Origin of the sequence: Geodermatophilus sp. DSM 44513 (assembly GCF_032460525.1) — a bacterium.
GTDB lineage: Bacteria > Actinomycetota > Actinomycetes > Mycobacteriales > Geodermatophilaceae > Geodermatophilus.
The window spans coordinates 317,492-342,552 of the sequence record NZ_CP135963.1 but is presented as its reverse complement, the minus strand read 5'-3'; the positions used below and the strand labels follow the sequence as shown (position 1 = coordinate 342,552).

General features: G+C 75.7%; 21 protein-coding genes, 1 tRNA gene and 1 pseudogene. 7 read left to right on the top strand and 16 right to left on the bottom strand.

The annotated features are described in order from the left end of the window. Positions 1–45: 45 nt before the first annotated feature. Genes RTG05_RS01625 through RTG05_RS01615 form a run of 3 tightly spaced genes read right to left on the bottom strand, consistent with a single transcriptional unit; the run spans position 46 to position 2,292 of the window. Positions 46–378 carry a hypothetical protein gene (locus RTG05_RS01625; RefSeq protein WP_166527170.1) on the bottom strand — a complete coding sequence of 111 codons (333 nt, stop codon included), beginning with the start codon at positions 376–378 and terminating at the stop codon, positions 46–48. Between the two features lie 21 nt (positions 379–399). Continuing rightward, the gene (locus RTG05_RS01620; RefSeq protein WP_166527169.1) at positions 400–1,287 is read right to left on the bottom strand and encodes a 1,4-dihydroxy-2-naphthoyl-CoA synthase; all 888 of its coding nucleotides are present in this window, start codon (positions 1,285–1,287) and stop codon (positions 400–402) included. Positions 1,288–1,317: 30 nt separating this feature from the next. Next, complete coding sequence (locus tag RTG05_RS01615; RefSeq protein WP_166527168.1) at positions 1,318–2,292, bottom strand: hypothetical protein; 975 nt, start codon at positions 2,290–2,292, stop codon at positions 1,318–1,320. Between the two features lie 133 nt (positions 2,293–2,425). Between RTG05_RS01615 and RTG05_RS01610 the strand changes: the two genes are divergently transcribed. Continuing rightward, positions 2,426–3,214, top strand: coding sequence for an endonuclease/exonuclease/phosphatase family protein (locus RTG05_RS01610; protein WP_166527167.1), 789 nt, complete (start codon positions 2,426–2,428; stop codon positions 3,212–3,214). 14 nt (positions 3,215–3,228) lie between these two features. Here the strand turns inward: RTG05_RS01610 and RTG05_RS01605 are convergent, their stop codons facing one another. Next, entirely contained in the window at positions 3,229–3,696 is a 468-nt protein-coding gene (locus RTG05_RS01605) for an NUDIX domain-containing protein (protein WP_315912226.1), read from the bottom strand. Positions 3,697–3,794: 98 nt separating this feature from the next. On the opposite strand from RTG05_RS01605, the gene RTG05_RS01600 reads away from it, so the two are divergent. The 3 genes and pseudogenes from RTG05_RS01600 to RTG05_RS01590 all read left to right on the top strand — a co-directional run. Next, positions 3,795–4,151, top strand: a complete 357-nt coding sequence (locus RTG05_RS01600; protein WP_166527166.1) for a VOC family protein — start codon at positions 3,795–3,797, stop codon at positions 4,149–4,151. Positions 4,152–4,177: 26 nt separating this feature from the next. Further along, positions 4,178–4,747, top strand: coding sequence for an LOG family protein (locus tag RTG05_RS01595; protein WP_166527165.1), 570 nt, complete (start codon positions 4,178–4,180; stop codon positions 4,745–4,747). A gap of 113 nt (positions 4,748–4,860) precedes the next feature. Beyond that, a pseudogene (locus RTG05_RS01590) lies at positions 4,861–5,988 on the top strand (NAD(P)/FAD-dependent oxidoreductase); the annotation flags it as partial. A gap of 1,496 nt (positions 5,989–7,484) precedes the next feature. Here RTG05_RS01590 and RTG05_RS01585 read toward each other — a convergent pair. From RTG05_RS01585 to RTG05_RS01540, 10 genes are all read right to left on the bottom strand, one after another. Next, a tRNA-Ser gene (locus tag RTG05_RS01585) sits at positions 7,485–7,571 on the bottom strand. A gap of 30 nt (positions 7,572–7,601) precedes the next feature. After that, positions 7,602–7,838: a hypothetical protein gene (locus RTG05_RS01580; RefSeq protein WP_315912225.1), complete on the bottom strand. Its 237-nt coding sequence runs from the start codon at positions 7,836–7,838 to the stop codon at positions 7,602–7,604. A 28-nt stretch (positions 7,839–7,866) separates the two neighbouring features. Beyond that, positions 7,867–8,496 carry a hypothetical protein gene (locus RTG05_RS01575; RefSeq protein ID WP_166527162.1) on the bottom strand — a complete coding sequence of 210 codons (630 nt, stop codon included), beginning with the start codon at positions 8,494–8,496 and terminating at the stop codon, positions 7,867–7,869. 281 nt (positions 8,497–8,777) lie between these two features. After that, positions 8,778–9,485 (bottom strand): class I SAM-dependent methyltransferase, encoded by a 708-nt coding sequence (locus tag RTG05_RS01570; protein ID WP_315912224.1) that lies wholly within the window; start codon positions 9,483–9,485, stop codon positions 8,778–8,780. A gap of 48 nt (positions 9,486–9,533) precedes the next feature. After that, positions 9,534–10,565 carry an ABC transporter ATP-binding protein gene (locus tag RTG05_RS01565; protein ID WP_166527160.1) on the bottom strand — a complete coding sequence of 344 codons (1,032 nt, stop codon included), beginning with the start codon at positions 10,563–10,565 and terminating at the stop codon, positions 9,534–9,536. After that, on the bottom strand, positions 10,562–11,569 hold the full coding sequence (locus tag RTG05_RS01560; protein ID WP_166527159.1) for an ABC transporter ATP-binding protein: 1,008 nt from the start codon (positions 11,567–11,569) through the stop codon (positions 10,562–10,564). Before RTG05_RS01560 ends, RTG05_RS01565 begins: the two co-directional genes overlap by 4 nt. Positions 11,570–11,595: 26 nt before the next feature. Beyond that, positions 11,596–12,537 carry an ABC transporter permease gene (locus RTG05_RS01555; RefSeq protein WP_208104746.1) on the bottom strand — a complete coding sequence of 314 codons (942 nt, stop codon included), beginning with the start codon at positions 12,535–12,537 and terminating at the stop codon, positions 11,596–11,598. Between the two features lie 22 nt (positions 12,538–12,559). After that, a complete protein-coding gene (locus tag RTG05_RS01550) occupies positions 12,560–13,501 on the bottom strand; it encodes an ABC transporter permease (RefSeq protein WP_166529430.1) in 942 nt (313 codons plus the stop codon). After that, a complete protein-coding gene (locus RTG05_RS01545) occupies positions 13,498–15,033 on the bottom strand; it encodes an ABC transporter substrate-binding protein (RefSeq protein WP_166527158.1) in 1,536 nt (511 codons plus the stop codon). The genes RTG05_RS01550 and RTG05_RS01545 overlap by 4 nt, the downstream gene beginning before the upstream one ends. A 131-nt stretch (positions 15,034–15,164) precedes the next feature. Beyond that, positions 15,165–16,913, bottom strand: coding sequence for a glycoside hydrolase family 2 protein (locus RTG05_RS01540; protein WP_166527157.1), 1,749 nt, complete (start codon positions 16,911–16,913; stop codon positions 15,165–15,167). A 115-nt stretch (positions 16,914–17,028) separates the two neighbouring features. Between RTG05_RS01540 and RTG05_RS01535 the strand changes: the two genes are divergently transcribed. Together RTG05_RS01535 and RTG05_RS01530 are read left to right on the top strand one after the other, a co-directional pair. Beyond that, positions 17,029–17,661: a TetR family transcriptional regulator gene (locus RTG05_RS01535; protein ID WP_315912223.1), complete on the top strand. Its 633-nt coding sequence runs from the start codon at positions 17,029–17,031 to the stop codon at positions 17,659–17,661. Then, positions 17,658–19,646 carry an acyl-CoA dehydrogenase family protein gene (locus RTG05_RS01530; RefSeq protein WP_166527156.1) on the top strand — a complete coding sequence of 663 codons (1,989 nt, stop codon included), beginning with the start codon at positions 17,658–17,660 and terminating at the stop codon, positions 19,644–19,646. The genes RTG05_RS01535 and RTG05_RS01530 overlap by 4 nt, the downstream gene beginning before the upstream one ends. Before the next feature lie 97 nt (positions 19,647–19,743). On the opposite strand, the gene RTG05_RS01525 is transcribed toward RTG05_RS01530, so the two are convergent. After that, positions 19,744–21,279, bottom strand: coding sequence for an amidase (locus tag RTG05_RS01525; RefSeq protein ID WP_166527155.1), 1,536 nt, complete (start codon positions 21,277–21,279; stop codon positions 19,744–19,746). A gap of 131 nt (positions 21,280–21,410) precedes the next feature. Between RTG05_RS01525 and RTG05_RS01520 the strand changes: the two genes are divergently transcribed. Next, entirely contained in the window at positions 21,411–22,145 is a 735-nt protein-coding gene (locus tag RTG05_RS01520) for a trimeric intracellular cation channel family protein (protein ID WP_315912222.1), read from the top strand. Positions 22,146–22,228: 83 nt separating this feature from the next. Here the strand turns inward: RTG05_RS01520 and RTG05_RS01515 are convergent, their stop codons facing one another. Continuing rightward, entirely contained in the window at positions 22,229–24,934 is a 2,706-nt protein-coding gene (locus tag RTG05_RS01515; RefSeq protein ID WP_166527154.1) for a SpoIIE family protein phosphatase, read from the bottom strand. Positions 24,935–25,061 lie beyond the last annotated feature (127 nt).

Below are 25,061 nucleotides of genomic sequence, written 5' to 3'. Positions count from 1 at the left end.
ACGAGCGCCGCCACCGCGCCGCGACCGCCGGCCCGGACCCGCTGGTCAGGCGCCCGCAGCGCTCTCCACCGGGACCCGCACGGTCGCCCCGTCGTCGGTCAGCCGGCCCTCCCCACCCGCCTGCTCGACCATGCCGTCGAAGCGCTGCGACCAGTCCTCGCCGGTCGCCTGCGGCTCGGCGGCCGACCGCAGCGCGGCGACGTCCAGCAGGCCGGTGTCGGCGTCCTGCAGCCGGCCCAGGCCCGCCTCGCGCAGCGCCCGGTCGGCCTCCTCGTCGGTGACCGCCCCCAGCGCCAGCTGCAGCCGGGCCAGGTCATCGACGTCGACCACCTGCACCCCGGGCCGCTCGTCGGCACCACCCACCACCTCGACGATCACGTGCAGACCTCCGGGTCCTCGTCAGACGTGCCAGGGGAACCGGCTGAAGTCCGGGTCCCGCTTCTCCAGGAAGGCGTCGCGGCCCTCGACGGCCTCCTCGGCCGTGTAGGCCAGCCGGGTCGTCTCCCCCGCGAACAGCTGCTGACCGACCAGCCCGTCGTCTATCAGGTTGAACGAGTACTTGAGCATCCGCTGCGCGGTGGGGCTCTTGGCCACGATGCGCCGTCCCCAGTCCAGCGCGACGCGCTCGAGGTCGGCGTGGGGGACGACGCGGTTGACCATGCCCATCCGGTGCGCGTCCTCGGCGGAGTACTCCTCGCCGAGGAAGAAGACCTCCCGCGCGTACTTCTGGCCGACCTGCCGGGCGAGGTACGCCGAGCCGAAGCCGCCGTCGAAGCTGCCCACGTCGGCGTCGGTCTGCTTGAAGCGGGCGTGCTCGGCGCTGGCCAGGGTCAGGTCGGACACCACGTGCAGGCTGTGCCCGCCGCCGGCCGCCCAGCCGGGGACGACGCAGACGACGACCTTGGGCATGAAGCGGATCAGCCGCTGGGCCTCCAGCACGTGCAGCCGCCCGGAGCTGCCCTGCGCGTGCTCGTAGCCGTACCGCCCGCGGACGCGCTGGTCGCCGCCGGAGCAGAACGCCCAGCCGCCGTCCCGCGGGCTGGGGCCGTTGCCGGTGAGCAGCACGCACCCGACGTCGGTGGACAGCCGGGCGTGGTCGAGGACGGCGATCAGCTCGTCGACGGTCTGCGGGCGGAAGGCGTTGCGCACCTCGGGCCGGTCGAAGGCGATGCGGACGACGCCGGCGTCGACGGCGCGGTGGTAGGTGAGGTCGGTGAGGTCGAAGCCCTCGACCGGCCGCCACGCTGCGCTGTCGAAGATCTCCGAGACGTCCTCGCGCGCGGTCATGGGCCCGAACCTATCCCCGCCCCGGGCCGCTCACGGGACGAGGCCGCCGGTCAGGTCGCCGGCAGCCTCCGTCGTCCCGCCCACGACGTCGTCGACGTCCTCGGTGAGGCCGTTCACGGTGCTGCAGAGGCAGGGGGCCGGCGGGGGCGGCGGGGGCGGTGGGGGCGGCACCGCCGGTGCCGCCGGGGCGGGAGCGGCCGGCAACGGAGGTGGCGGCGGGGGTGGCGGCGCGGGCGGCTCGGGGACGTCCGGCGCGGGCGCGGGCGCCTCGGGGACGACCGGCGCGGCCACCTTCGGGACGACCGGCGCGGATGGGGGTGCCTTCGGGGCCACCGGCGGGGGTGCCGGCTGCACCACGGGGGCCGGCGCGGGTGGCACCACCGGAGCGGGAGCCGGTGCGGGCCGCACGACCGGAGCCGGTGCGGGCGCCGGAGCCGGTCGCACGACCGGGGCGGGCTGCCCGGCCGACGTCGAGGGCGGCGGCGGCGGCACGACGCTCCCAGCTGTCACGCCTGCGGCCGGTGCACTCGCGGGCCCGGCACCCCCGACCACGGCAGCACCGGCCGGCTGCCCACCGACACCCGCACCGGTCGACCCCGCGGCCTCGTCACCGGCGGGCGGCTCGACGGGCTGCGGGACGCCGCCGGGCGCCGCCCACTCCGCCGGGTCCGCGGTCGCGGCCGGCTCCGGGTCGGCGGCGTCAGCCACCGGGCCCCCGGCCGCGGCGGGCACCGGCTCCGACGGCGTCCGCCGGGTCGGGGCCCCGATGCCCTGCCCGGGGTCGTCACCGGCCCGACCGGGCGCCGCGCCCGGCACTCCCGCCGGACCGCCGTCGCCCGCGGGCCCCGGTGACAGGGAGAGCATCGCCAGCGACGCGGCGCACAGCAGCCCGGCGAGCAGCAGCAGCGCCCGGTGCACCCGGACGCGCACCGGTGCCGGTGCAGCGGCCGCACCCCGCCGCGGGCGGTCGCCGTCGGCCGTGGGGTGGCGCGGGCGGGAGGACACGGCCGGCTCCTTCGGACGACGGGGCGGGTCCACGGTAGGGGGTCCGGCGCTCCCGGGCAGGTCGGGTGCCGGACGCCGGCCGCGGGGGCGCCGACCGGCGCGTAGCGTCGCCGGGGTGCCCGGAGGACCCGCCGTGCGAGTCGGCACCCTGAACATCGCCTCGGGTCGCAGCCCGGCCGGCCCCGTCCTCGACGCGCACGGCCTCGGGCGGGCGGTCGCCGACCTGGACGTCGACGTGCTCGCCGTCCAGGAGGTCGACGCCGGGCAGCCCCGCTCGCACCGGGTCGACCAGGCCGCCGCCCTGGCCACCGGGCTCGGTGCGGAGGACTGGCGGACCGCGGCGACGGTGGACGGCACGCCGTCCCCGTTCCGCACCTGGACGCCGGCCGACCCGGCGCTGCGCGGGCCGGGCTCGAGCACCGAGGGCCCGGCCTACGGCATCGCGCTGGTCAGCCGGCTGCCGGTGCTCGAGTGGTCGGTGCTGGGGCTGGGGGCCGGCCGGGCGCGGCTGCCGCTGCAGGGTCCGGACCCGCGCACCGGCCGGCTGCGCTGGTGGTGGATCCCCGACGAGCCGCGGGTCGCCGTCGCCGCGCGGTTCGCGCACCTCACCGTGGTGGCCACCCACCTGTCCTTCGCCCCGCACACCTCGGTGCGCCAGCTGCTCCGGCTGCGCCGCTGGATGGGCGCCATGGCGGGGCCCGTGGTGCTGGCCGGCGACCTCAACCTGCCCGGCGGGGTGCCCGCTCGGCTGCTCGGCGCCACCGCGCTGGTGCGCGCGCCGAGCTTCCCGGCGTCCGGCCCGCGGGTGCAGCTGGACCACCTGCTGGCCGTCGGCGGCGGCCTGCACGGCCAGGACGCGGCCACGGCGTCCCTGGCCGTCGGCGACCACCGCGCCCTCACCGTGACCGTCACCCCGGCCTGACCGACCGCCGCGCGTCAGCCGACCAGGAGGTCGTGCAGGCGGTACAGCGAGGCCTCGAACCCCGGGTGCAGCGGCACGGACACCAGGTCGCCGAGGGCGATCCAGGCGACGCCGGTGCTCTCGCCGTCCAGCCGCAGGTCGGCGGCCTCGATCCGGCGCACCGGGCGGGCCAGCACCGTCGTGTAGCGCCAGCCGCCGTGGTCGTCGACGGAGACGGGGCCGAGCTCGAGGTCCTGCGGGAGCAGCCCGAGCTCCTCGTGCACCTCGCGCAGCGCGCCGTGCTCCGCGGACTCCCCGGCGTGCAGCGCGCCCCCCGGCGTCCCCCAGGTGCCGCCGTGGTGGGACCACACCGCCCGGTGCTGCAGCAGCAGCTCCGGGCCGTCGTCGCCGGCGCGGTGCACGAGCAACCCGGCGGCGCCGGCCCGCCCCCAGTGCCGGTGGCCGAGGGCGCAGGTGGTCCAGCCGTCGGTGGAGGCGAGCACGGCTCCCAGTGAACCGCGCCCGCGCCCCCGGCGCCCGTCCCGGTTGCCGCCGGCCCGACCGGGTAGAGCGGCCCCACCGACGACGACGAGGAGGCGGCATGGCCAGCGGAGTGGCGAACGTGTGGGTCCCGGTGGACGACATGGACCGGGCCCTGGCGTTCTACCGGGACACCCTGGGTCTGCAGGAGAAGATGTCGACCCCCGAGTGGAGCGAGCTCGACGCCGGCGGCCTGAACATCGGGCTCAATGCGCGGGAGGGGACGGCCCGGCACGCCGACGGCGGCGCGGTCATCTCCTTCCAGCCCGACGGCGACCTGGACGCCGAGGTGCAGGCGCTGCGCGACAAGGGCGTGGAGTTCACCGGCGACATCTCCGAGTACGAGTGGGGCCGGCTGGCGCCCTTCAAGGACTCCGAGGGCAACGACCTGCAGCTGTACGCCCCGCCGCGCTCCTGACCGGGGCACCGGACGGGCCGGGCGTCGTGCGCGTCGCCGTCTTCACCGGGTCCCAGAGCGGGCCGCCGTCGCACCGGGCGGCGGCGGCCCGGCTCGCCGGGGACCTCGCCCGCGCCGGCGTGGGTCTGGTCTACGGCGGTGGGCGCGCCGGGCTGATGGGCGTGGTGGCCGACGCCGCCCTGGCCGCCGGCGGGGACGTCGTCGGCGTCATCCCCCAGCACCTGGTGGACGACGAGCTGGCCCACCCCGGGCTGCCGCGGCTCGAGGTGGTGGCGACGATGCACGAGCGCAAGGCGCGGATGACCGAGCTGGCCGACGCGTTCGTCGCCCTGCCCGGCGCCGCGGGCACCCTCGACGAGCTGTTCGAGGCCTGGACCTGGGGGATGCTCGGCCTGCACGCCAAGCCGGTCGTCCTGGTCGACGTCGACGGGTTCTGGCAGCCGCTGCTGGCCCAGCTGCACCGCATGGTGGACGACGGCTACCTCGACGCGGCCCGGTTGGACGCGCTGGGCGTGGTCACCGGGGCGGCGGAGCTGGTCGCGTTCGTGGAGCGCTACGAGCACCCGGCGCGCAAGTGGAGCGGCGTCCGCCCCTGACCCCGACGGCAGCCAATATCGCGATAAGGGCGGTCTAGGGGACTTTCGCGCGCGGAAGGCCGGTCGGAAGGCCGCTCGGGCGCGGGAGGCCGGGCCGGGCGGCAGCGCCTAGCGTCGGGCGGGTGCAGCGCTGGGACGTCGTCGTGGTCGGGGGCGGGCCCGCCGGGTCCACGGCCGCGCTGGCCGCCCGGCGCGCCGGGGCGAGCGTGCTGGTGCTCGACCGGGCGGAGTTCCCCCGCGACAAGGTGTGCGGCGACGGGATCGCCCCGGAGGCGCTCGACGTCGTCGCCGGGCTCGGGGTGGACGCCGGCGCGCTGGTCGCCGGGTACCCGCCGGTGCCGCGGCTGTCGCTGCGCTCGCCCGGTGGGGCGGTGGTGGAACGGGACACCCACCGGCCGTCGTCCGTCGTCCCCCGGGAGGTGTTCGACGCCCGGCTGCTGGACGCCGCCCGGACGGCCGGGGCGGAGGTCCGGCGGCACACCGTGCGCTCCGTGGCGGTCGACGCGGACGGCGTGACCGTCGACGGCGACCTGCGGGCGGGGGTGCTGGTCGGTGCCGACGGCGCGGAGTCCGCCGTCCGGCGGGCCCTGGGACTGACGAGCAACCGGCCCGACCGGCTGGCGGTGGCCATCCGCGGCTACGCGCCCGCGCTGCCCGGACAGGGCGCCACGCAGGTGCTGGTGACCACCGAGCAGCGCTGGCCGGCCTACGCGTGGTCCTTCCCGTTGGGCGACGGGCGGGCCAACGTCGGCTACGGCGAGCTGGTGTCCGGCGGGGCGACCCGCGCGGCGCTGGTCGAGGGGCTGCACCGGTTGCTGCCGGGCGTGGCGCCGGAGGGGCTGCGCGCGCACCGGCTGCCGCTGTCCACCGGCCGGCCGCGGCTGCCCGACGGCCGGGTGCTGCTGACCGGCGACGCCGCGTCATTGGTCAACCCGCTCACCGGGGAGGGCATCTTCTACGCCGTGCTGTCCGGCGCGCTGGCCGGCGGGGCGTGGTCGGCCGGGGCCGGCGCGGGCGCGCGGTATCGGGCGGCGCTGCGCGGCCGGCTCGGTGCGCACCTGCGCTCCACCCGGGCGGCCTCCGAGCTGTCCCGGTGGCCGCGGCTGATGGACGCCACCGTCCGCGCGGCCGCCGCCGACCAGCGGGTCTTCGACGACGTGGTCGCCCTCGGGCTGGCCGAGGGGCGGCTGGGCGGGCGCACCCTGGCCGCCGCGATCCGCCGGCTGCCCGCCCGGCGGTGACGGTGCCAGTGGGCCTGCGCAGTAGCCTTACTCGGCTCAGACGGCGAGTTCTGATCGGAGTGCTGCCTCCCAGAGCGCGCGCATTCGACCGGGGTGGAGTCGACCACCCACACGTCGTCGGCGAGCAGGTCAGTTTCGTAGGCCAGCACGATGATCAGCCACCGGAGCGTGTGGGCCAGGGCGCGGGCAGCCGGTCGTTGTAGCCCGACTGGTGCGGCAGGTAGGGGAACAGGTGCTATAAGTCTATGCCCAATTCGTGTCGGGCCGCGGCCAAAAATGCTGTCCGCGTTCCGTGGAAGTGGCGGTAGTCGCCCGGATCGTTCGGATCAACGGTGCCCGTCGCTGCGACATCCGGTAAGCCATTGCACTCGGCATACTTGCGGTCGTATCTGCAAGCATTCGCCATATCTACGAATTCGAGGCCGCTGCGAAGGGTCGCCCAAAGATTCCTCACAGAATCCCTGAGAGCATAGCCGTTGTCGTTGTCAGCACTGACCAGCACTATATGGGATTGCAGGTCGAGCAGGTGATCCACATCCCCATTCAGCTCCGCACGCGTGTCGGATGACATTGGCTGAGGTGTGAGAATTCCCCTATAGGAAGTGGGGTCGACAGCGAGGGACGATTCCATCCTCTGCCAAGCACCGTCTGCCGCTGTCAGATACTGCGTATACGCCACGATCCGCTCACTTCGAAGGAACTCCTCTTTCGACCTGTCATCCGCTGCCGTAGCTCCATACCAAGATCCACCGACCCCCCCTACCATTCCACCAACCACAGCGCCGAGCACCGTTGCCACAGCCGTAGTACGCGTGCTGAGCAAATGAGTTCGCCGGTCAACAGGCTTCTCCTCGTCAGCGACCACCGTTTCGAGCGGCTCGGTTGCCCGCCCCAATGATTTCCCTGCTCTCAAGTGCGTACAGGGTCGCTTCAGTCCTGCGGGTCTGCTTCTCCGCTTACCCGAAGGCGTCATGCGTCGCAGCGTATCGGGGACCAGCCAGAGCTGGGGTGGCCCGAATACATCGGATCCAGTCCGGTGCCGCACGTCGGCGCTGGCCGTAGACTAGTCCGAGCGGCAGATCGAGGTTTTGAACAAGCGGCCACCGCCCACGCGGAGCAGATCCGTGCGGACCTGCTCGGTCGCTGGGACAGCGAACGGGACACGGCCCGCGCCGCCGCCCGATCGTGCTAGACGGCCCCGGCCTGCTCCGGCTGCGCCGAGCCGCCGTCACCCCGACCAGCGAACAGCCTCGCGGCGTAGAGCGGGGCGACCCTGGCCGAGGTCATGCGAGGTGCCGGCCACTCGTCGTCCCGCGCGGCGATGACCCACCAGCACCCGGCCGAGCGGCGCGACGCCGAGGTCGCGGCCCGCCTGGGGCACCTCGCAGCGGGCACGACCGCGAACCGTCCGGGCACGTAGCGGGCACGCGAGTGGGTGGCGACGCCGGGCGGCCCTCGCCGGGGTTTCCCCGGGGACGCAAACCGCTGGTCAGACGCGGAGGGCGTGGGATTCGAACCCACGATGGGTGTGACCCCATAGCGGTTTTCAAGACCGCCGCCATCGGCCGCTAGGCGAGCCCTCCTGACGGGGCCAGGCTATCCCGCGGGACGGATCACCCGCCGGGCCCCGGCCGCCCACCCTGCTGCGCCTCCTGGTCCCGGCGGAAGCGCAGCGACTCGACCAGCACGTAGCCGAACAGCACGCACCAGGCGACGTCCAGGAACGCCGACCCCCACTGCGCGTCGACGAGGTGCCCCACCAGCTGCACCAGGCTGTACACGAGCGCGGCACCCGCCAGCACCTGCACGCCCCGGTTGCCGAACCAGGGCGGACGGAAGGGGGCGACCACGACTGCCACGCTAGCCCGGGGCGGCGGGCTACGCGGCCGCCTCGGCCTCCCGGACGACGCAGGCCCCGCCGAGCGGGTCGACCGCGAAGCCGCGCCCGGCGAGCACCTCGGTCAGTGCCCGGTTCATCACCTGCTGCACCAGCGCGTCGGCGGCGGCGCCGTGCACGCGGTCCCGGCTCATCCGGTCGTGCTGTCGCCAGCTGACCACCACGCCGTCCAGGGCCTCCTCCGGGGTCAGGCACACCCCGCCGAGCTCGCCCTCGGCGCCGGCCGGGTCGTAGAGGAACAGGCCCGCCTCGGCCAGCACCCCGAGCACCTCCAGGACGAGGCCGGGCAACGGGTGGTCGTCGTCCAGGTCGGCGTCCCAGCCCTCGGGCAGCCGGTCGGCCTGCTCGCCCAGGAAGGACCACCAGGAGCGGTCCTGCGGGGACGCGCGGCGGCGCAGCAGCCCGTCGGCCCGCCGGACGCCGTAGACGGCCTGCACGCCGACCGGCCCGTCCTCGATGTCGTCGGAGGCCCACGCGGCCTCGTCGCGGTCGCCGAAGGGACCGTCGACGACCAGGCCGGGTCCGTCCTCGTCCTCGACCACGAGCCACCAGCCCTGACGGACGACGCCGCCCAGGACCACCTCGTCGAACCGGGTGCCCACGGTGATCACCGGCCACCTCCTCCCCCGACAACGGGACCGCCACCGGGGAAGGGCGACGGTTCCCGTGTGCCGCCGGCGGACCGGCGGCGGTGACGGAACTCTATGTGGTGGAACCGGCTACACCCGGTTGCTCGCGACGTGGCCCGGCGTCCCGTGGCCCGAATCGTTGCCATCCGTCCCAACGACCACGGCGACCCGCCCCAGCGGGCACCCACAAGTCGACGGGTCCGAGCGTGGGAGCGCCCGTGGACCGGTCGGTCACCCCGGCGGACACCGGACACGCCGGCGTGTCAGACCGCGACCGCGGTGACGAACGTGCAGATGCCCTCGCCGCGCTGCGTCCGCCGTCGCAGCCCGAGCAGCGCCAGCGCGGCCATCTCGACGCGGTAGGCCAGACGGGTGGCGCCGGTGTAGAAGACGTCCCCGCCCCGGGTGACCTCGATCGACCCGAAGCCGGCCAGCCGGACGTGCTCGGTGAGCATCCAGTCCGGGAGGATCGTGATGTGCCCGGGCTCGTGGTAGTGCCGCGGGCCGAAGATGAACGGCGCGCCGCGCAGGAACATCTTCAGCCGCGAGTGCGGGTGGGTGACGTTCGGCGTGCTGACCAGCAGCCGGTCGCCAGGGCGCAGCAGCGAGCGGATCGAGCGCAGCACCTGCCGCGGGTTCTCCACGTGCTCCAGCGTCTCGACGCACACGACCATGTCGAACGGGCCGCGGGTCTGCTCGGTCCACTCCGGGGCGTCCAGGTCCAGCCGGTGGACCCAGTCGTGCGGTGGGTCCAGGTCGGTGGGGACGACGTCCAGGCCGGCGTCGCGCATCCGCAGCGCCAGCGCACCGCAGCCGGCACCGACCTCCAGCACCCGACCCCCGTCGGGCAGGGCGGCCCGCACCAGCTCCACCGCGTACTCGTGCACCCCGGGCGCGGCGTGCACGCTGTGCCCGCGGTAGTACCCGTGGGCCGCCGTGCGCCCGCCGCGCTTGTGCTCGACCCCGCCCACCGGGCCAGCCTGGCACACAGGGCCGTCGGCCCGTATCGGCCCGGATGCTCAGCCGGCGGCGACCGCGCCGTCCCGCCCGACCGGACGGCCGACGACGCCGTGCAGGTGGCAGGCGGCCAGCTGCCCCGGCGCGCCGGCCGGCTGCAGCGCGGGGTCGACGTCCGGGCAGGGCTCGAAGACCGACGGGCACCGGGTGCGGAAGCGGCAGCCATCAGGCACGTCCGTCGGCGAGGGCACGTCGCCGCGCAGCACGACCCGCTGCCGCGCGCGCTCCAGGGCCGGGTGCGGCACCGGGACGGCGGACAGCAGGGCCTGCGTGTAGGGCATCTGCGGGTCCGACCCGACCGCTGACGCCGGGCCCACCTCGACGATCCGCCCCAGGTACATGACCGCGATGCGGTCCGAGACGTGCCGGACGGCGGAGAGGTCGTGCGAGATGAACAGCAGGGTGAGCCCGAGCCGGCGCTGCAGCCGGCGCAGCAGGTTGAGCACCTGGGCCTGCACGCTGACGTCGAGCGACGCGATGGCCTCGTCGCAGACCAGGAAGTCCGGTTCCCCGGCCAGCGCCCGGGCGATGCCGACCCGCTGCCGCTGACCCCCGGAGAACTCGTGGGGGTAGCGGTCGGCGACCGCGGGGTCCAGGCCGACCAGCTCCAGCAGCTCGGCGACCCGCCCGGCGCGCTCCCGCCGTCCCGACCGCAGGCCGTGCACCTCCAGCGGCTCGGACACCGTCTGGCGCACCGTCCGGCGCGGGTCGAGCGAGGCGAAGGGGTCCTGGAAGACCATCCCGGCCCGCCGGCGCAGTGCCCGCAGCTCGCGGCGGCCCAGGGCGGTGACGTCGGTGCCGTCGAAGGTCACCGTCCCGCCGGTCGGCTCGACCAGCCGCAGCAGGGCGTTGCCCAGCGTCGACTTCCCGCAGCCGAACTCGCCGACCAGCCCGAGCGTCTCGCCGCGCCGGATGTCGAGGTCCACGCCGTCGACCGCGCGCAGCACGCCCGCCGTCCGCCGCAGCGCACCGCCGGAGCGGACCGGGAAGTGCACCTCCAGGCCGCGCGCGCGGACCAGCACGTCGTCGCTCACGACTCGCACCAGGTCGCCGCCCGGTGCACCGGCTCCGAACGGCCTTCCGCGCGCGAAAGGCCGGACACGGGCAGCAGCGGGGGCTGCTCGGTCTGGCACCGCGGGTCCGAGCGGACCGGGCAGCGCGGCCAGAAGACGCAGCCCGGCGGCAGGTCGGTGGGGGCGGGCGGCACCCCGGGCACGGTGGCGAGCTCGCCGTCCTCGGTCGAGGCCAGGTCGGGCAGCGCGCCGAGCAGGCCCCGGGTGTAGGGGTGCGCGGGCCGCTCCAGGACGTCGTCCACGGTGCCGTCCTCCACGCACCGCCCGCCGTACATGACCAGCACCCGGTCGGCGATGCCGGCGACGACGCCCAGGTCGTGGGTGATCCAGATGACCCCGGTCCCGTGCTCGCTCTGCAGGCCGGCCACCAGGTCGAGGATCTGCGCCTGCACGGTGACGTCGAGGGCGGTGGTGGCCTCGTCGGCGATGAGCAGCGCGGGGTCGTGGGCGAGCGCGATCGCGATGACCACCCGCTGCCGCATGCCGCCGGAGAGTTCGTGCGGGAAGCGGTCGACGGCGCCGGCCGGGTCGGGCAGCCCCACCTCGGCCAGCAGGTCCACCGCCCGCGCCCGGGCGGCGGCCTTGGACACCTCGCCGTGCGCGCGGATCCCCTCCACCAGTTGTCGGCCGACGGTGAGCACCGGGTTGAGCGAGGTCATCGGGTCCTGGAAGACCATCCCGACGCCGGGGCCGCGCACCTGGCGCAGCCGCTCGGACGACATGGTCAGCAGGTCCTCGCCGTCCAGCCGCGCGGTCCCGGTCACCGTGGCCACCCCGGCAGGGAGCAGCCCGAGCAGGGCCAGGACCGAGACGCTCTTGCCGCTGCCGGACTCGCCGACGACGGCGACGGTCTCTCCCCGCCCGACGGTGTAACTCAGCCCGTTGACGACCTGGGCCGGGCCGCGCGGCGTGCGCAGCCGCACCCGGAAGTCCTCGACCTCCAGCAGCGGGGCGCTCGACCGCACCGGTCGGCTCCCCCGGGACGGCTCGCTCACCGCCCGCTCCCGGCCATCAGGGTGCGCTGGCGCGGGTCGAGCACGTCCCGCAGCCCGTCGCCGAGCAGGTTGAAGCACAGCACGGTCAGGAAGATCGCCATCCCGGGGAAGAACGCCAGCCACCAGGCGAGGTCGATGAAACCGCGCCCCTCGGCCAGCATCAGCCCCCAGGAGGGGTCGGGCGGCTGCGTGCCCAGCCCGAGGAAGGACAGCGCCGCCTCGGCCAGGACGGCGAAGGCCAGGCTGATCGAGGTCTGCACGATGATCGGCGGCGCGGCGTTGGGCAACACGTGCCGGGTCAGCAGCCGCCAGTCCGAGGCCCCCACCGACCGGGAGGCGCGCACGTACACCTCCTCCCGGACGCCGAGCACGCTGGCCCGGGTGACCCGGGCGAAGATCGGCACGTAGACGACGCCGATGGCCAGGGCCGTGTTGCCGGCCCCGGGGCCGCGGACGGCGAGGATCGCGATCGCCAGCAGCACCGCCGGGAAGGCGAACAGCACGTCCATGACCCGCATCAGGACGTCGTCCACCCAGCGGCCGTAGAAGCCGGCCAGCAGCCCGATGAGGCTGCCGACGACCAGGGCGATGCCCACCGCGAGGAAGCCGACCCGCAGCGACACGCTCGCTCCCAGCACGACCCGGCTGAGGATGTCCCGGCCGAGGTCGTCGGTGCCGAACGGGTGCTGCAGGCTGGGCGGCTGCAGCCGGTCCTCGACCGAGATGTCGTTGGCGCCGGCCGGGGCGACGGCTTCGTCGAAGACCGCGACGAGGACGACGAGCAGCAGGAGCGCCGCCGCGGTCGCCGCGGTCGGGTTGCGGACCAGCAGGCCGAGTGTCTCCCGCCACCGGGGCCGCGGCGGGCGCGCCGTGGAGGGCACGCCGGCGTCGGTGGCCGTCGGCGAGGGCGCCGGCTCGGGGAGGGGGGCGCCGGTCATCGCGGCATGCCCAGGCCGGGTGTCATCGCCGGATCCGAGGGTCGATGGCGGTGTAGAGCAGGTCGACGACCAGGTTGATGACCAGGAAGACCACGGCGAACAGCAGGATCGCCCCCTGGAGCAGCGGGTAGTCGCGGGCCTGGACCGACTGCAGGGCCAGCTGGCCGAGCCCCGGCCAGGCGAAGACGATCTCCACGACGACCACGCCGGAGAGCAGGTAGGCCAGTTGCACGCCGGTCACGGTGACCAGCGGCAGCAGCGCGTTGCGCAGCACGTGCCAGGTGAACACCTCCCGCCGGCGCAGCCCCTTGGCCTGCGCCGTCCGGACGTGGTCGGCCCCCAGGGCCTCCAGCACGCTGGACCGGACGAACCGGGTGATGACCGACCCGGACACCGTCCCGGTCACCACCGCCGGGAGGACCAGCCGCTGCAGCCAGCCCGCCGGGTCCTCGCTCAGCGGCACGTAGCCGCCCGAGGGCAACCAGCCCAGGGTCCCGGCGAAGACCAGGATGAGCACGATCGCCATCCAGAAGTCCGGCACCGAGATGCCGAACTGGCTGACCACGGTCGCCATCCGGTCGACGACGGACCGGGGCCGCAGCGCGGAGACGGTGCCCAGCGGGACGGCGATGACGAGGGCGACGAGGATCGAGGCCAGCGCCAGCGTCAGGGTCGCCGGCAGCCGCTCGGCGATCAGCGACGTCACCGTCTCCCCGCTGCGGAAGCTGACGCCCAGGTCTCCGGTGAGGGCCCGGCCGGCCCAGCTGAGGTACTGCTGCACCAGGGGCTGGTCCAGGCCGGACCGGGCGAGCAGCGCGTCGTAGGTCTCCTGGTCGAACCGGGTGCCGAGGGCCAGCCGGATCGGGTCGCCGGGGACCAGCTGGACCAGGGCGAAGACGAGGACGCTCACCCCCGCCAGGACGACGAGTGCCTGGCCGACCCGGCGGAGGAGGTACCCGGTCAGGGCAGCTCCACGGTCTCGAAGTTGATCGCCTTGTCCGCCCGGATCTGGTAGCCCGACAGGCCGGGCGCCCACGCCTGCACGACGTCGGGGTTGTAGAGGTACAGGTAGGAGACGTCGTCCACGATGAGCTGCGCGGCCTGGTCGTAGATCTGCTTGCGGGCCGCCTGGTCGGTCTCGGTCGACCCGGCCTGCAGCAGCTGGTCGACCTGTGGGTTGCTGTAGCCCTGGTAGTTGTTCGGCCCGTCGGTCTGGTGCTGCTCCTGGTAGTAGGCCGCCGGGTCGAGGTTGCCCAGCCAGCCGAGGTAGAAGGCGTCGAAGTCCCCCTGACCCTGGCGGTCCAGCCAGGTGGCGAAGTCCAGCGTCTCGATCTGCACCTCGATGCCGACCTCACCGAGCTGGCTGGCGATCACCTGGGCGGCGGTGACCGTCTCCGGGAACTCGTCGGTGACCATCAGCCCCATCGTCAGCGGCGTCTGCACGCCGGCCTGCTGCAGGAGCTGGCGGGCCTGCTCCGGGTCGCGCTGGAACGGGGCGTAGTCGTAGTGGAAGAAGCTGTCCTCGGGGATCGCCGTCTGGTTGGCCTGCGCCGCGCCGAACCAGGCCGCCTCGGCCACCGCCTCGCGGTCGATGGCGAAGGAGATCGCCCGCCGCACGTCCCGGTCGTCGAAGGGCGGCCGCGCGTAGTTCATCGACATGTACCAGTAGTCCACGCTGGGCGTCGTCTGCAGCTCGACGGTGTCGTCGCCGGCCAGCGGCTCGATCTGCTGCGGCGGGACGTTGTCGGTCCACTGCACCTCACCGTTCTGCAGCGCGGTCAACGCCGCGGCCGGCTCGGTGATGTAGCGGAACTCGACGCCGCCGACGCTCGGCGCGCCACCCCAGTGGTCGGCGTAGGCGGTCAGCACGGTGCTGCTGGCGTCGGAGCTCTCCAGCCGGAAGGGGCCGGTGCCGTTGGCCTCGGTGGTGAGGTCGAGGTCCTCCGCTGCGTTCTCCGGCAGGATCGCCATCCCCTTGAAGGCGCCGATCCGCTCCAGCAGGTTCGGCGTCGGCTGGCTCAGCCGGATCACCACGGTCTGCGGGTCGGGCGCCTCCACCGCGGCGACGTTGGCGAACCGGAAGGAGTTGGAGAGCTCCTCGTCGATGATCCGGTTGTACGAGTAGACGACGTCCGCGGAGTCGAACTCGCTGCCGTCGTGGAAGGTCACCCCGTCGCGGAGGGTGAACGTCCAGGTCAGGCCGTCCTCGCTGGTCTCCCAGCTCTCCGCGAGGCTCGCCTCCATCGTGAGGTCCTCGGCGTTCGGGACGACCAGGGTGTCGTAGACGTTCTCCAGCACCTGGAAGCTCGGGTAGGCCGTCGTCACGTGCGGGTCGAACTGGTCGGGCTGGGCGGCCACCGCGGCGACGAGGGTGCCGCCCTCGCCTCCCCCGCCCCCGCCGGCCCCGGTGTCGACGGCCTCGCCCCCGCCACCGCACGCGCCGAGTGCCAGCACTCCGGCGGCGACGAGGGGTAGGGCTCGCTTGCTGCTGCGCACGGGGACCTCCGGGCAATCGGCGGTTGCGTCCACCCCTGAGCGTGGCCCGGGGCACCCCGGTGCGCAGGTCGGGGCGCCGATCGTTGCCTGCCCGTGATCACCGGTCGGCGCAGCTCAGCGAGGCGGGCGGCTCAGCCCTCGCCGAGGGTGGCCCGGCGCAGCGCGTCGAGGTCGGCCTTGGGCTCCCGGTCCGCGGTGAGCAGGCCGTTGACCTCCTGGTGGGTGTCGGTGAGCTGTGTCCAGCAGGCGCCGGCCAGCGCGCTGCTGTCGTGCACCGCGGCCCACTGCGCGCGGTAGCGGGCCAGCAGGTCCTCCGGCGACGTGGCGTCGGCGTAGCCCCAGCCCTCGTCGGCCGGGCCGCGCAGCGCCACCCCGCCGAACTCCGAGAGGACGACGGCCCGCCCGGCCACCCCCGCCCGGTCCAGGTCGGCCAGCCGCCCGTCGGGACGACGGCCCCGCGCCACCCGCTCGAGGCTCTCGGCGGAGGCGTAGCGCGCGCCGAGCACCGCCGGGTCCTGCTCGTAGTCGTGCACGCCGAGGACGTCGCCGCCGAGGGTCTCCCAGCCGTCGTTGGCCGAGACCGGCCGGGTGCCGTCCAGGGCGTCGGCGGTGGCGGCCATCGCCCGCACCAGCCCGCGCTGCCGGCCGTCGACCACCGCCTCCTGCACGCCCCAGGACTCGTTGAGCGGCACCCAGGTCACCACGCTCGGGTGGCCCCGGTGCGCGACGACCACCTCGGTCCACTCCCGCAGCAGCCGCGCGCTCGCCGTGGGGCCAGGCCGGTACGCCGACGGCATCTCCGCCCACACCAGCAGGCCCATCCGGTCGGCGAGGGCCAGGTAGCGCGGGTCCTCGGTCTTCTGGTGCTTGCGGGCCCCGGTGAAGCCCAGCGCCCGGGTCAGCTCCAGGTCCCGCCGCAGCGCCGCGACGTCCGGCGGGGTGGCGCCGGTGCCGGGCCAGTAGCCCTGGTCGAGCACCAGCCGCAGCGGCACCGGCCGGTCGTTGACCAGCAGCCGCCCGTCACCGACCGCCACCGAGCGCAGCGCCGTGTAGCTCGCCACCTCGTCGAGCACCTCGCCGTCGTCGGCGACCAGGGCCAGCTCGGCGTCCAGCAGCACCGGGTCCGGACCCGGGTGCCACAGCAGCCCCTCCCGGTCGTCGACGCCGCCGTCGCCCACCTGCACGGTCCGCTCGACCACGGCGCCGTCCACCCGCACCACGTCGTCGACCAGCAGCCGGTCCCCGGCCCGCAGCCGCAGGTGCAGCCGGGCCCCGGAGACCGGCACGGCCAGCTCGACCCGGACGTCGACCCTCAGCGTGTGCGGGTCGCCGCGCCACTGCACGTCGGCGATCCGCCGCGCGGCCACCTGCTCCAGCCAGGCCGTGCGCCAGATGCCGGTGGTCCGCGGGTACCAGATGGCGTGCGGCTCGTCGCGCCAGTCCTGCTTGCCGCGCGGGGCGGCCAGGTCCCGCGGGTCGTCGTCGGCGCGGACCACCAGGTCGGCGCCGTCGTCCCCGAGGGCGTCGGTCACGTCGACGGCGAACGGCGTGTACCCGCCCTCGTGGTGCGCGACGTGCGCGCCGCCGACCCACACGTCGCAGACCCGGTCGACCGCGCCCAGGTGCAGCACGGTGCGCCGGTCACCGGCCCGGCCGGGCAGCCGGCGGCGGTACCAGGCGCGGTGCAGCGGGCCGGTCCAGTGCACGCCGCTGGCCGGGGTCTCCGGTGCGTAGGGCACCTCGATGGTGCGGTCGAAGGACACCGCGCCGACGGTGCCGGCGAGGTCGGGGTCGGCGGCGAAGCCCCACGGGCCGTCGAGCGAGGTCCAGGGCCGGCGCAGCAGCGGACGGGGGTGCCCGGTCGGGTCCGTGTGCTCCACGCACCCACCCCACCGGAGACCGCGGCGGCCCGCAGCCCGGGCTCCCTCCCCCCGAGTGGTCAGGCCGCCGCGCCGATCACGCACGGCACCCTGAGTACCGCGTACCGTCGGTACCGTGCACACCCGGACGCTGCCCCGTGACCGTCGTGACTCGCGGTGGGACGAGCACCGCCGGGCCCGCCGCGAGCAGCTGGTCGAGGCCACGATCGCCGCGGTGGGCCGGCACGGCGCCGGGGTCGGCATGGAGGAGATCGCCGCCTCCGCCGCCACCAGCAAGACCGTCGTCTACCGGCACTTCGCCGACCGCGGCGAGCTGCACACCGCCGTCTGCGCCCGGGTCGCCACCGACCTGACCGCGCGGCTGCGCGCGGCGACCGCGGACACCGCCGACCCACGCCGGGTGCTGACCGCCGCCATCGAGACCTACCTGGCCTTCATCGAGGCCGACCCCGAGCTCTACCGCTTCGTCGTCCGGACGCCCACCACCGACGGCGACCCGATCACCACCCTCTCCACGCTCGTCGGCGAGCAGGCGGCCGCGCTGGTCGCCGTCGCCCTGGAGCGCTCCGGCCGCGACCCGGGCGCCGCACTGCCCTGGGGCCACGGCCTGGTCGGCCTGGTCCGCTCCGCCGCCGACTGGTGGCTGCGGTCCGGCCGCCCCGTCCCCCGGGCGGCACTGGCCGCCCAGCTGACCGAGCTGACCTGGTCCGGGCTGTCCGCGATCGGGACCCACGAGGAGGACGCGTGACCAGGAGCCTGCCGCCGGCCGTGGACCCGGCCCGGCTGACCGAGGTGCTCGACGGCCGCTGGGCGCACGTGCGCCGCCACGCCCGCGAGCACCTGCACGACCCCGACCTGCTGCCCGCCCCCGGCGAGGGGATGGCCGAGGCCCGCGCACGGGTGACCCGCATGGTGGCCAAGCTGGCCGCCACCGGCCAGGTCACCCTCGGCTTCCCCAAGGAGCACGGCGGCGAGGACGACGCCGGCGGCTCGGTCACCGCGATCGAGATGCTGGCGTCGGCCGACCTGTCGGTCATGGTCAAGGCCGGCGTCCAGTGGGGGCTGTTCGGCGGGGCCGTGCACGCCCTGGGCACCGAGCGGCACCACGCGGCGTACCTGCGCGACATCGCGTCCTCCGCGCTGCCCGGCTGCTTCGCGATGACCGAGACCGGGCACGGCTCGGACGTCCAGGCGCTGCGCACCACCTGCACCTACGACCCGGCCACGCAGACGTTCGACCTGCACACCCCGCACGAGGCCGCGCGCAAGGACTACATCGGCAACGCCGCGCAGGACGGCCGGATGGCGGTCGTGTTCGCCCAGCTGGTCACCCGCGGCGAGCGGCACGGCGTGCACGCCTGGCTGGTGCCGATCCGCGACGCCCACGGCCGCCCGCTGCCCGGCGTCACCATCGGCGACGACGGCGCCAAGGCCGGCCTGCTCGGTGTGGACAACGGCCGGCTGTCCTTCGACCACGTGACCGTGCCGCGGGAGATGCTGCTGGACCGCTACGGCTCGGTCGCCCCCGACGGCACCTACACCAGCCCGATCGCCAACGCCACCCGCCGCTTCTTCACCATGCTCGGCACGCTGGTGCGCGGCCGGGTCAGCGTCGGCGGGGCGGCGTCGGCCGCGTCCCGGGTGGCCCTCGACATCGCCGTCCGCTACGGCGACACCCGCCGGCAGTTCACCACGCCCGGCGCCGACCGCGAGGTGCTGCTCAACGACCACCGCGCGCACCAGCGGAAGCTGCTGCCGGCCCTGGCCGCCACCTACGCGTACGCCTTCGCGCAGGAGGAGCTGGTCGGGGCGGTGCACGACGTCCTGGGCGCGGACGTCGTCGACGAGGACGCGCAGCGCGAGCTGGAGTCCCGCGCCGCCGGGCTCAAGGCCGCCCAGACCTGGCACGCCACGCGCACCATCCAGGCGTGCCGGGAGGCCTGCGGCGGCGCGGGCTACCTGCAGGAGAACCGGCTGCCGCAGCTGCGGGCCGACAGCGACGTGTTCACCACCTTCGAGGGCGACAACACCGTGCTGCTGCAGCTGGTCGCCAAGGGCCTGCTCACCGGCTACCGCGAGGAGTTCGGCTCGCTGGAGGGCTGGGGCCGGGTCGGCTTCGTCGCCGACCTGGTGCGCGAGGCGGTGCTGGAGCGGACGGCGGCCCGCGGGCTGATCGCCCGGCTGGTGGACGCCGTCCCCGGCCGGGACGACGACGTGCCGCTGCGCTCCCGCGGCTGGCAGCTGCGCGCGCTGGAGGACCGCGAGCGGCACCTGCTCGAGGGCGCCGTCCGCCGGCTGCGCCGCAACGCGGCCACCCCCGGGATGGCGCCGTTCGACGTCTTCGACGACGTGCAGGACCACGTGCTGGCGGTCGCCCGGGCGCACGTGGACCGCGTCGTCCTGGAGGCCTTCGTCGCCGGCATCGCGCGGACCACCGACCCCGGGGCGCGGGCCCTGCTCGAGCGGGTCTGCGACCTGTTCGCGCTCAGCACCATCGAGGCCGACCGGGCCTGGTTCCTGGAGCACGGCCGGCTCACCCCGGCCCGCTCCAAGGCCCTCACCGCGGCGGTGAACACGCTGCTGGGGGAGCTGCGCCCGCACGTGCTGACGCTGGTCGACGCCTTCGCCGTCCCGGCGGACTGGCGCGGCGCGGCCGTCCTGCGCGAGGAGCCGGGCCGCCAAGAGGCCATGCACGCCCACGACCGGCGGCGGCAGCCCCAGCCCCAGCCGTGACCATCGGCGGGTGCTGCCCGACACGCCGTCGGGGACGACCACCCGCCGATGATCACGGCGAGGAGGGGCGGGGTGGACCGGGATCAGCGGGCCGGGGTCAGCGGGCCGGGGGGCGCGGGAAGCCGCCGACCAGCTGCTCGTAGGCGTGCGCCACCCGCAGCGGGGTGGTGTCCTCGAAGCGGCGGCCGACCAGCATCATCCCCACCGGCAGTCCCTCCGACAGGCCGGCCGGGACGCTGGTCGCCGGGTGCCCGCTGACGTCGAACGGCGCGCAGTTGACGATCATCTCCAGCGCGCGGGCCACCCGGGTCTCGACCGGGTCGTCCGGCGCGGGGATCGCCCGGGCCACCATCGGGACGGTCGGCATGAGCAGCAGGTCGACGTCGGCCAGCGCGGCGTCGTACTGCCGGCGCACCTCGCGAGCCAGCTCCTGGGCCATCGCGTAGTGCCGGCCCTGCTCGCGGTCCAGCGACCAGCGGCCGGCCAGCGCGACCGCCGTGACCGTCGGGGACCACCGGTCCACCGTCTCCCGCCGCTGCCGGCCGTAGTGGGCGACCAGCTCGGGGTCGTAGCGGCCCTCCCAGTTGTGGCCGTAGCCGTTGCCGTCGACCATCTGCACGGTCGCGCCGTCGGTGGCGATGACGTTCCAGACGTGCAGCGCGTGCCGGTGCCAGGGCAGGTCGACGTCGACGACCTCGACGCCCAGCTCGCGGAGCCGGTCGGCGGCCGCCCGCACGGTGTCGTCCACGCCCGGCTCGGACAGCTCCGCCCAGCCGAAGCCCTGCGCCACCACGCCGACGCTCAGGCCCGCGACGTCCCCGGTGAGCGCGGCGGCATAGCGCTCGGGCGCCAGGTCGGCGGGCTGGCGGGGGTCCTCGCCGTCCCGGCCGGCCAGGACGTCCAGCACCGCGGCGGCGTCGGCGACCGTGCGGGTCATCGGCCCCAGGTGGTCCAGCGTCTGCTCGATCGGGAACGCCCCGGTGTAGGGCACCAGGCCGTGGGTGGGCTTGTGGCCGACGATCCCGCAGAACGCCGCGGGCATCCGGATCGAGCCGCCCTGGTCACCGCCCAGTGCCAGGTCGACCTCGCCGGCGGCCACCAGCGCGCCGCTGCCGCTGGAGCTGCCGCCCGTCGTCCGGGAGGGGTCCCAGGGGTTGCGCACCGGGCCGGTGACGGAGGTGTGGCTGCCGCCGGAGAAGCAGAGGTCCTCGCAGACGGACTTGCCGGTGACCGTCGCACCGGCCTCGAGCAACCGGGTGACCACGGTGGCGTCCTGCCGCGGGACGAAGCCCTCGACGGTGTGCGACCCGTTCATCATCGGGACCCCGGCGACCGCGACGTTGTCCTTGACCGCCACGGTCCGCCCGGCCAGCGGGCCGTCGGCGGCCCCGCGGATCTCCGTGGTCACGTACCAGGCGCCCAGCGGGTTGTCCGCGTCGGCGGGCCGGGCGCTCGGCCGGTCGCCGGGGGCCTGCGGGGCGACGTCCGCGTACAGCTCCTCCACCGCGTCGTACGAGCTGAGGAACGCGGCCACCAGCGGCGTGTAGGCCGCAACCTCCTCGGGGCTGGGCTTCATGCCGTAGCCGGCGGCCAGCGCGGCCACCTCGTTCTCGTCCGGCGGGCGTACGGGCACGGTGGCCTCCTGGGGGACGGCGGGCTGGTGTGCGGTCAGCCAACCGCGTCCCGGCCGTCCTGTCACCCGGCCGCGGGACCCGCCGCCGCCGGGCGCCGCGGCGGGCGGGCCTCCGGGGAGGATGGGCGGCCGTGGAGACCCTCGCCGCGACCGCCGGGACGCTGCCCGTGCCGGCGGCCGTCGACCTCGCCGCGGTCGTCGTCGGTGCCCTGACCGGTGGGCTGCTGGCCGCCCGCGAGGGGTTCGCCGTCTCCGGCGTGCTGCTGCTGGCCGTCAGCGGCGGCCTCGGCGGCGGGCTGATCCGCGACGTGCTGCTCGGCGACCTGCCGCCGGTCGCGCTGACCAGCACCGCCTACCTGCCCACCGTGGCCGTGACCGCCGCGGTGACGTTCTACTTCTCCGGCTGGCTGTCCCGGCTGACCCGGCTGCTGGTGGTGCTGGACGCCGCGACCCTCGGCCTGTTCACCGTGATCGGCGCGCAGAAGGCCCAGCTGCTCGGGCTGCCCAGCGCCTCGGTGGTCTTCATCGGCACGCTCACCGCCGTCGGCGGGGCGGTGATCCGCGACGTGCTGCTCGCCCAGCGGGCCGACATCGTGCAGCCCGGGCCCTACAACGCGGTCGCGGCGCTGCTCGGGGCGATCGCGCTGACCGTGCTCGCCGGGCCGGCCGGCCTGGACCCGGTCCCGGTGGCGCTGCTGGTCATCGCGCTGGTGGCCGGGCTGCGGGTGCTGTCGGTGTGGCGCGGCTGGGCGGCGCCGGTCGCCGTCGACCTGCCCGGCCGGGCCCGCAGCCGGCTGCTGCGGGTGCGCGCGGCACGCCGTCCGGGGGCCGCCGGGCGCCCGGCCCGCTGGCGCCGCCGCACGTGACGGAGGACCCCCTCGCCGCGGCCACCGTGGTCATCGGCGGGTGGTCACCCGACACGCGGACGGGCACCACCACTCGCCGGTGATCACGGCGAGAGGCGCACGGCGAGCAGGGCGACGTCGTCCGCGGCGTCGGGCAGGAACAGCCGGGAGAGCACCCGGTCGCACAGCTCGTCCAGCGGGAGCCCCGCGGACGCGCCCAGGACGGCCACCAGCGCGGCGGTGCCCTCGTCCAGACCGCGGTCGCGGCGCTCCACCAGCCCGTCGGTGTACAGCAGGACCGTGCTGCCCGGGGGCAGGACGGCGACGCGGTCCTCGCGGGACACCGACGGGTCGACGCCGAGCAGCAGGTCGGCTGGCTCGCCGTCGAGCACCGTCACCCGCCCGTCCGGGCCCAGCAGCACCGGCGGCGGGTGCCCGGCGCTGGACCAGCGGAGCACCGTCCCACCGGCCTCCGCCCGTTCCAGCCGGGCGACCAGCGCGGTGGCCATCGTGTCCAGGCCCAGCCCGCCGACGGCGGCGTCGACCCGGGTGAGCACCTGCGCCGGCGTGGCGCCGCTGGAGTAGCTGATCCCGCGCAGCAGGCCGCGCACCTGGCCCATCGCGGCGGCTGCCTGGCTGTCGTGCCCGACGACGTCGCCGATGACCAGCACGGTGGCCCCGCCGGGCTCGAGGAACGCGTCGTACCAGTCGCCGCCGATCTCCGCCCCGGCCGCCGCTGGCACGTAGCGGACCACGATCTGACCGAGGTCGGTCTCCGGCGGGGCGGTGAGCATGCTGTGCTGCAGCGCGTCGGCCAGCTCCCGCTGCGCGGCGTAGAGCCGGGCCTGGTCCAGCGCGGCGCCTGCCCGCCGGCCGACCTCGACCGCGGTGTCGACCTCCTCGGGGCGCAGCGGCGGTCGCTCCCGACCGCGGAGCAGGCACAGGACACCGAGCGTCCGCCCCCGGGCGGTCAACGGGACGGCGGCGACCGACGCCGGGGCCAGCGCGAGCAGCGCCTGCCGCGCTGCCGGATCGGGCAGCGACCGCGCGATCCGCTCCGGCTGCAGGTCCGGGATGACCAGCGGCCTGCCGGTGCGGGCCACGATGCTCGGCGCACCCTCCTCGGAGACCGTGGACACCATCAGCCGCACGTAGATCTGCGCCTCGTGCAGCCGGGAGGGGTCGCGGTGGGCCACCGCCACCTCGTGCATGCGGCCGTGCTCGTCCGTGGCCACGATCCAGCACCAGTCGCCCAGCGGCGGGACGACCAGCCGGGCCAGCCGCTCCAGCTGCTGGGCGATGTCGTGCGTGCCGGTCATCGTGCGGCCCGCCTCGGCCAGCAGCTGCAGCCGCGCGTTGGCCTCGGCCATGGCGGTGACCGCGGCGGCCCGCTCGGCGTCGGCCTGCAGCCGGGACACGCTGAGCGCGATCTGCGCGGCCAGGCCCTCGAGCAGCTCGACGTCGCTGTCGGCGAAGTCGTAGTCGGTCGTCCAGGTGGCGGTGGAGCTGCCAACCAGCCGACCCTCGACGCGCAGCGGCAGCGCGGCCACGGCACGCACGCCGTACCGCTGCCGCACCTCGGCCATCCGGGGGAACCGGGCGGCGGCCGCCTCCGCGGTGTCGAGCAGCACGGGCTGCCCGTGGCGGGCCGCGTACTGGGTGGGCAGCGCGTCGTCCAGCGGCAGCGGCACCCCCTCGGGCGGGAGCTCGACGTCGGTGTTCTCGCGCACGGCGTCGGACAACCTCCGGCCCAGGTGCAGCCGCAGCCCGTCGCCGTCGAGGACCGCGATCCCGCCGGACTCCGCACCCAGCACCTGCGCGCCGCGCAGCGCGATGTCGGCCAGCTGGTCGATCCGGGAGGCGCCGGCCATCTCGGCGGCCACCTCCGCCATGGCCGCCGCGCGCTGCACCGCCGCCAACCGCCGCTGGGTGTCCTCGCGCGCGCCGGACACGTCGACGACCGTGCCGAGGATGCGCTGCGGCTCGCCGTCCGGACCGGTCAGCACCCGGCCGCGGCTCACCGTCCAGCGCACCGTGCCGTCGGTGCGGAGCACGCGCAGCTCGACGGTGTACTGGGCGCGTGCGTCGATGGCCGCCTGCATCTCGCGCGCCGCGCGCTCCCGGTCGTCGGGGTGCACGTGCTCGGCGAACATCCGGTCCATGCCGAGGCGGACGGTGGAGTCGTAGCCGAACAGGGCCGCGCAGCGGGTGTCCCAGTCGATGGTCTGCTGCTGCAGGTCGACCTCCCAGACGCCGACCGAGCCGGCCTCCAGCGCCAGCTCCAGGCGCACCAGGGAGGTGCCCGCGGCCGACCGGGCGGCCGACAGCTCCAGCTCGGCGACCACCGAGGCGGCGAGGTCCTCCAGCGAGGTCACCACGTCCGCCGGCCAGGCCCGCGGCACCGGGTCGAACACCGCGAGGACGCCGGCCACGTGCCCGGACCGGGTGCGCAGCGGGACGCCGAGGTAGGCGACGAGCGTCCCGTCGACGGCCGCCGGCAGGTGCGCCGTCCGCTCGTCGTGCGCCGCGTGCGGGACGACGAGCGGCACCCCGGCGGCCACGGTCACCGCGCACGGGGACCCCTCGACCGGCAGCGTCGCCCCCACGACCGACGCGGGCAGGCAGCAGGCCCCGACGGGCACCTCGACGTCGGTGACCAGGCAGACCAGTGCCGTCGGCGCCGACGCCAGCCGGGCGGCGAGCCCGGCGAGCCGGTCGTAGGCGCCCGGGGACGCCTCGGCGAGCAGCCGCCGCGCGGCGACGACACGGTCCTCGTCGGCGAGGACGCCGGGCGGGGGTGTCGGCGCCATGCCCGCTCCCTCGTCCACCGTGGCGCGCCCCTCCGTGGCCGCGTCGACGGTCCCATCCTGACACGCCGGCACGCTGCGCAACCGGACCGTCGCTGTGCCGTGTCACCCGGGGTTGTCCCCCCGACCG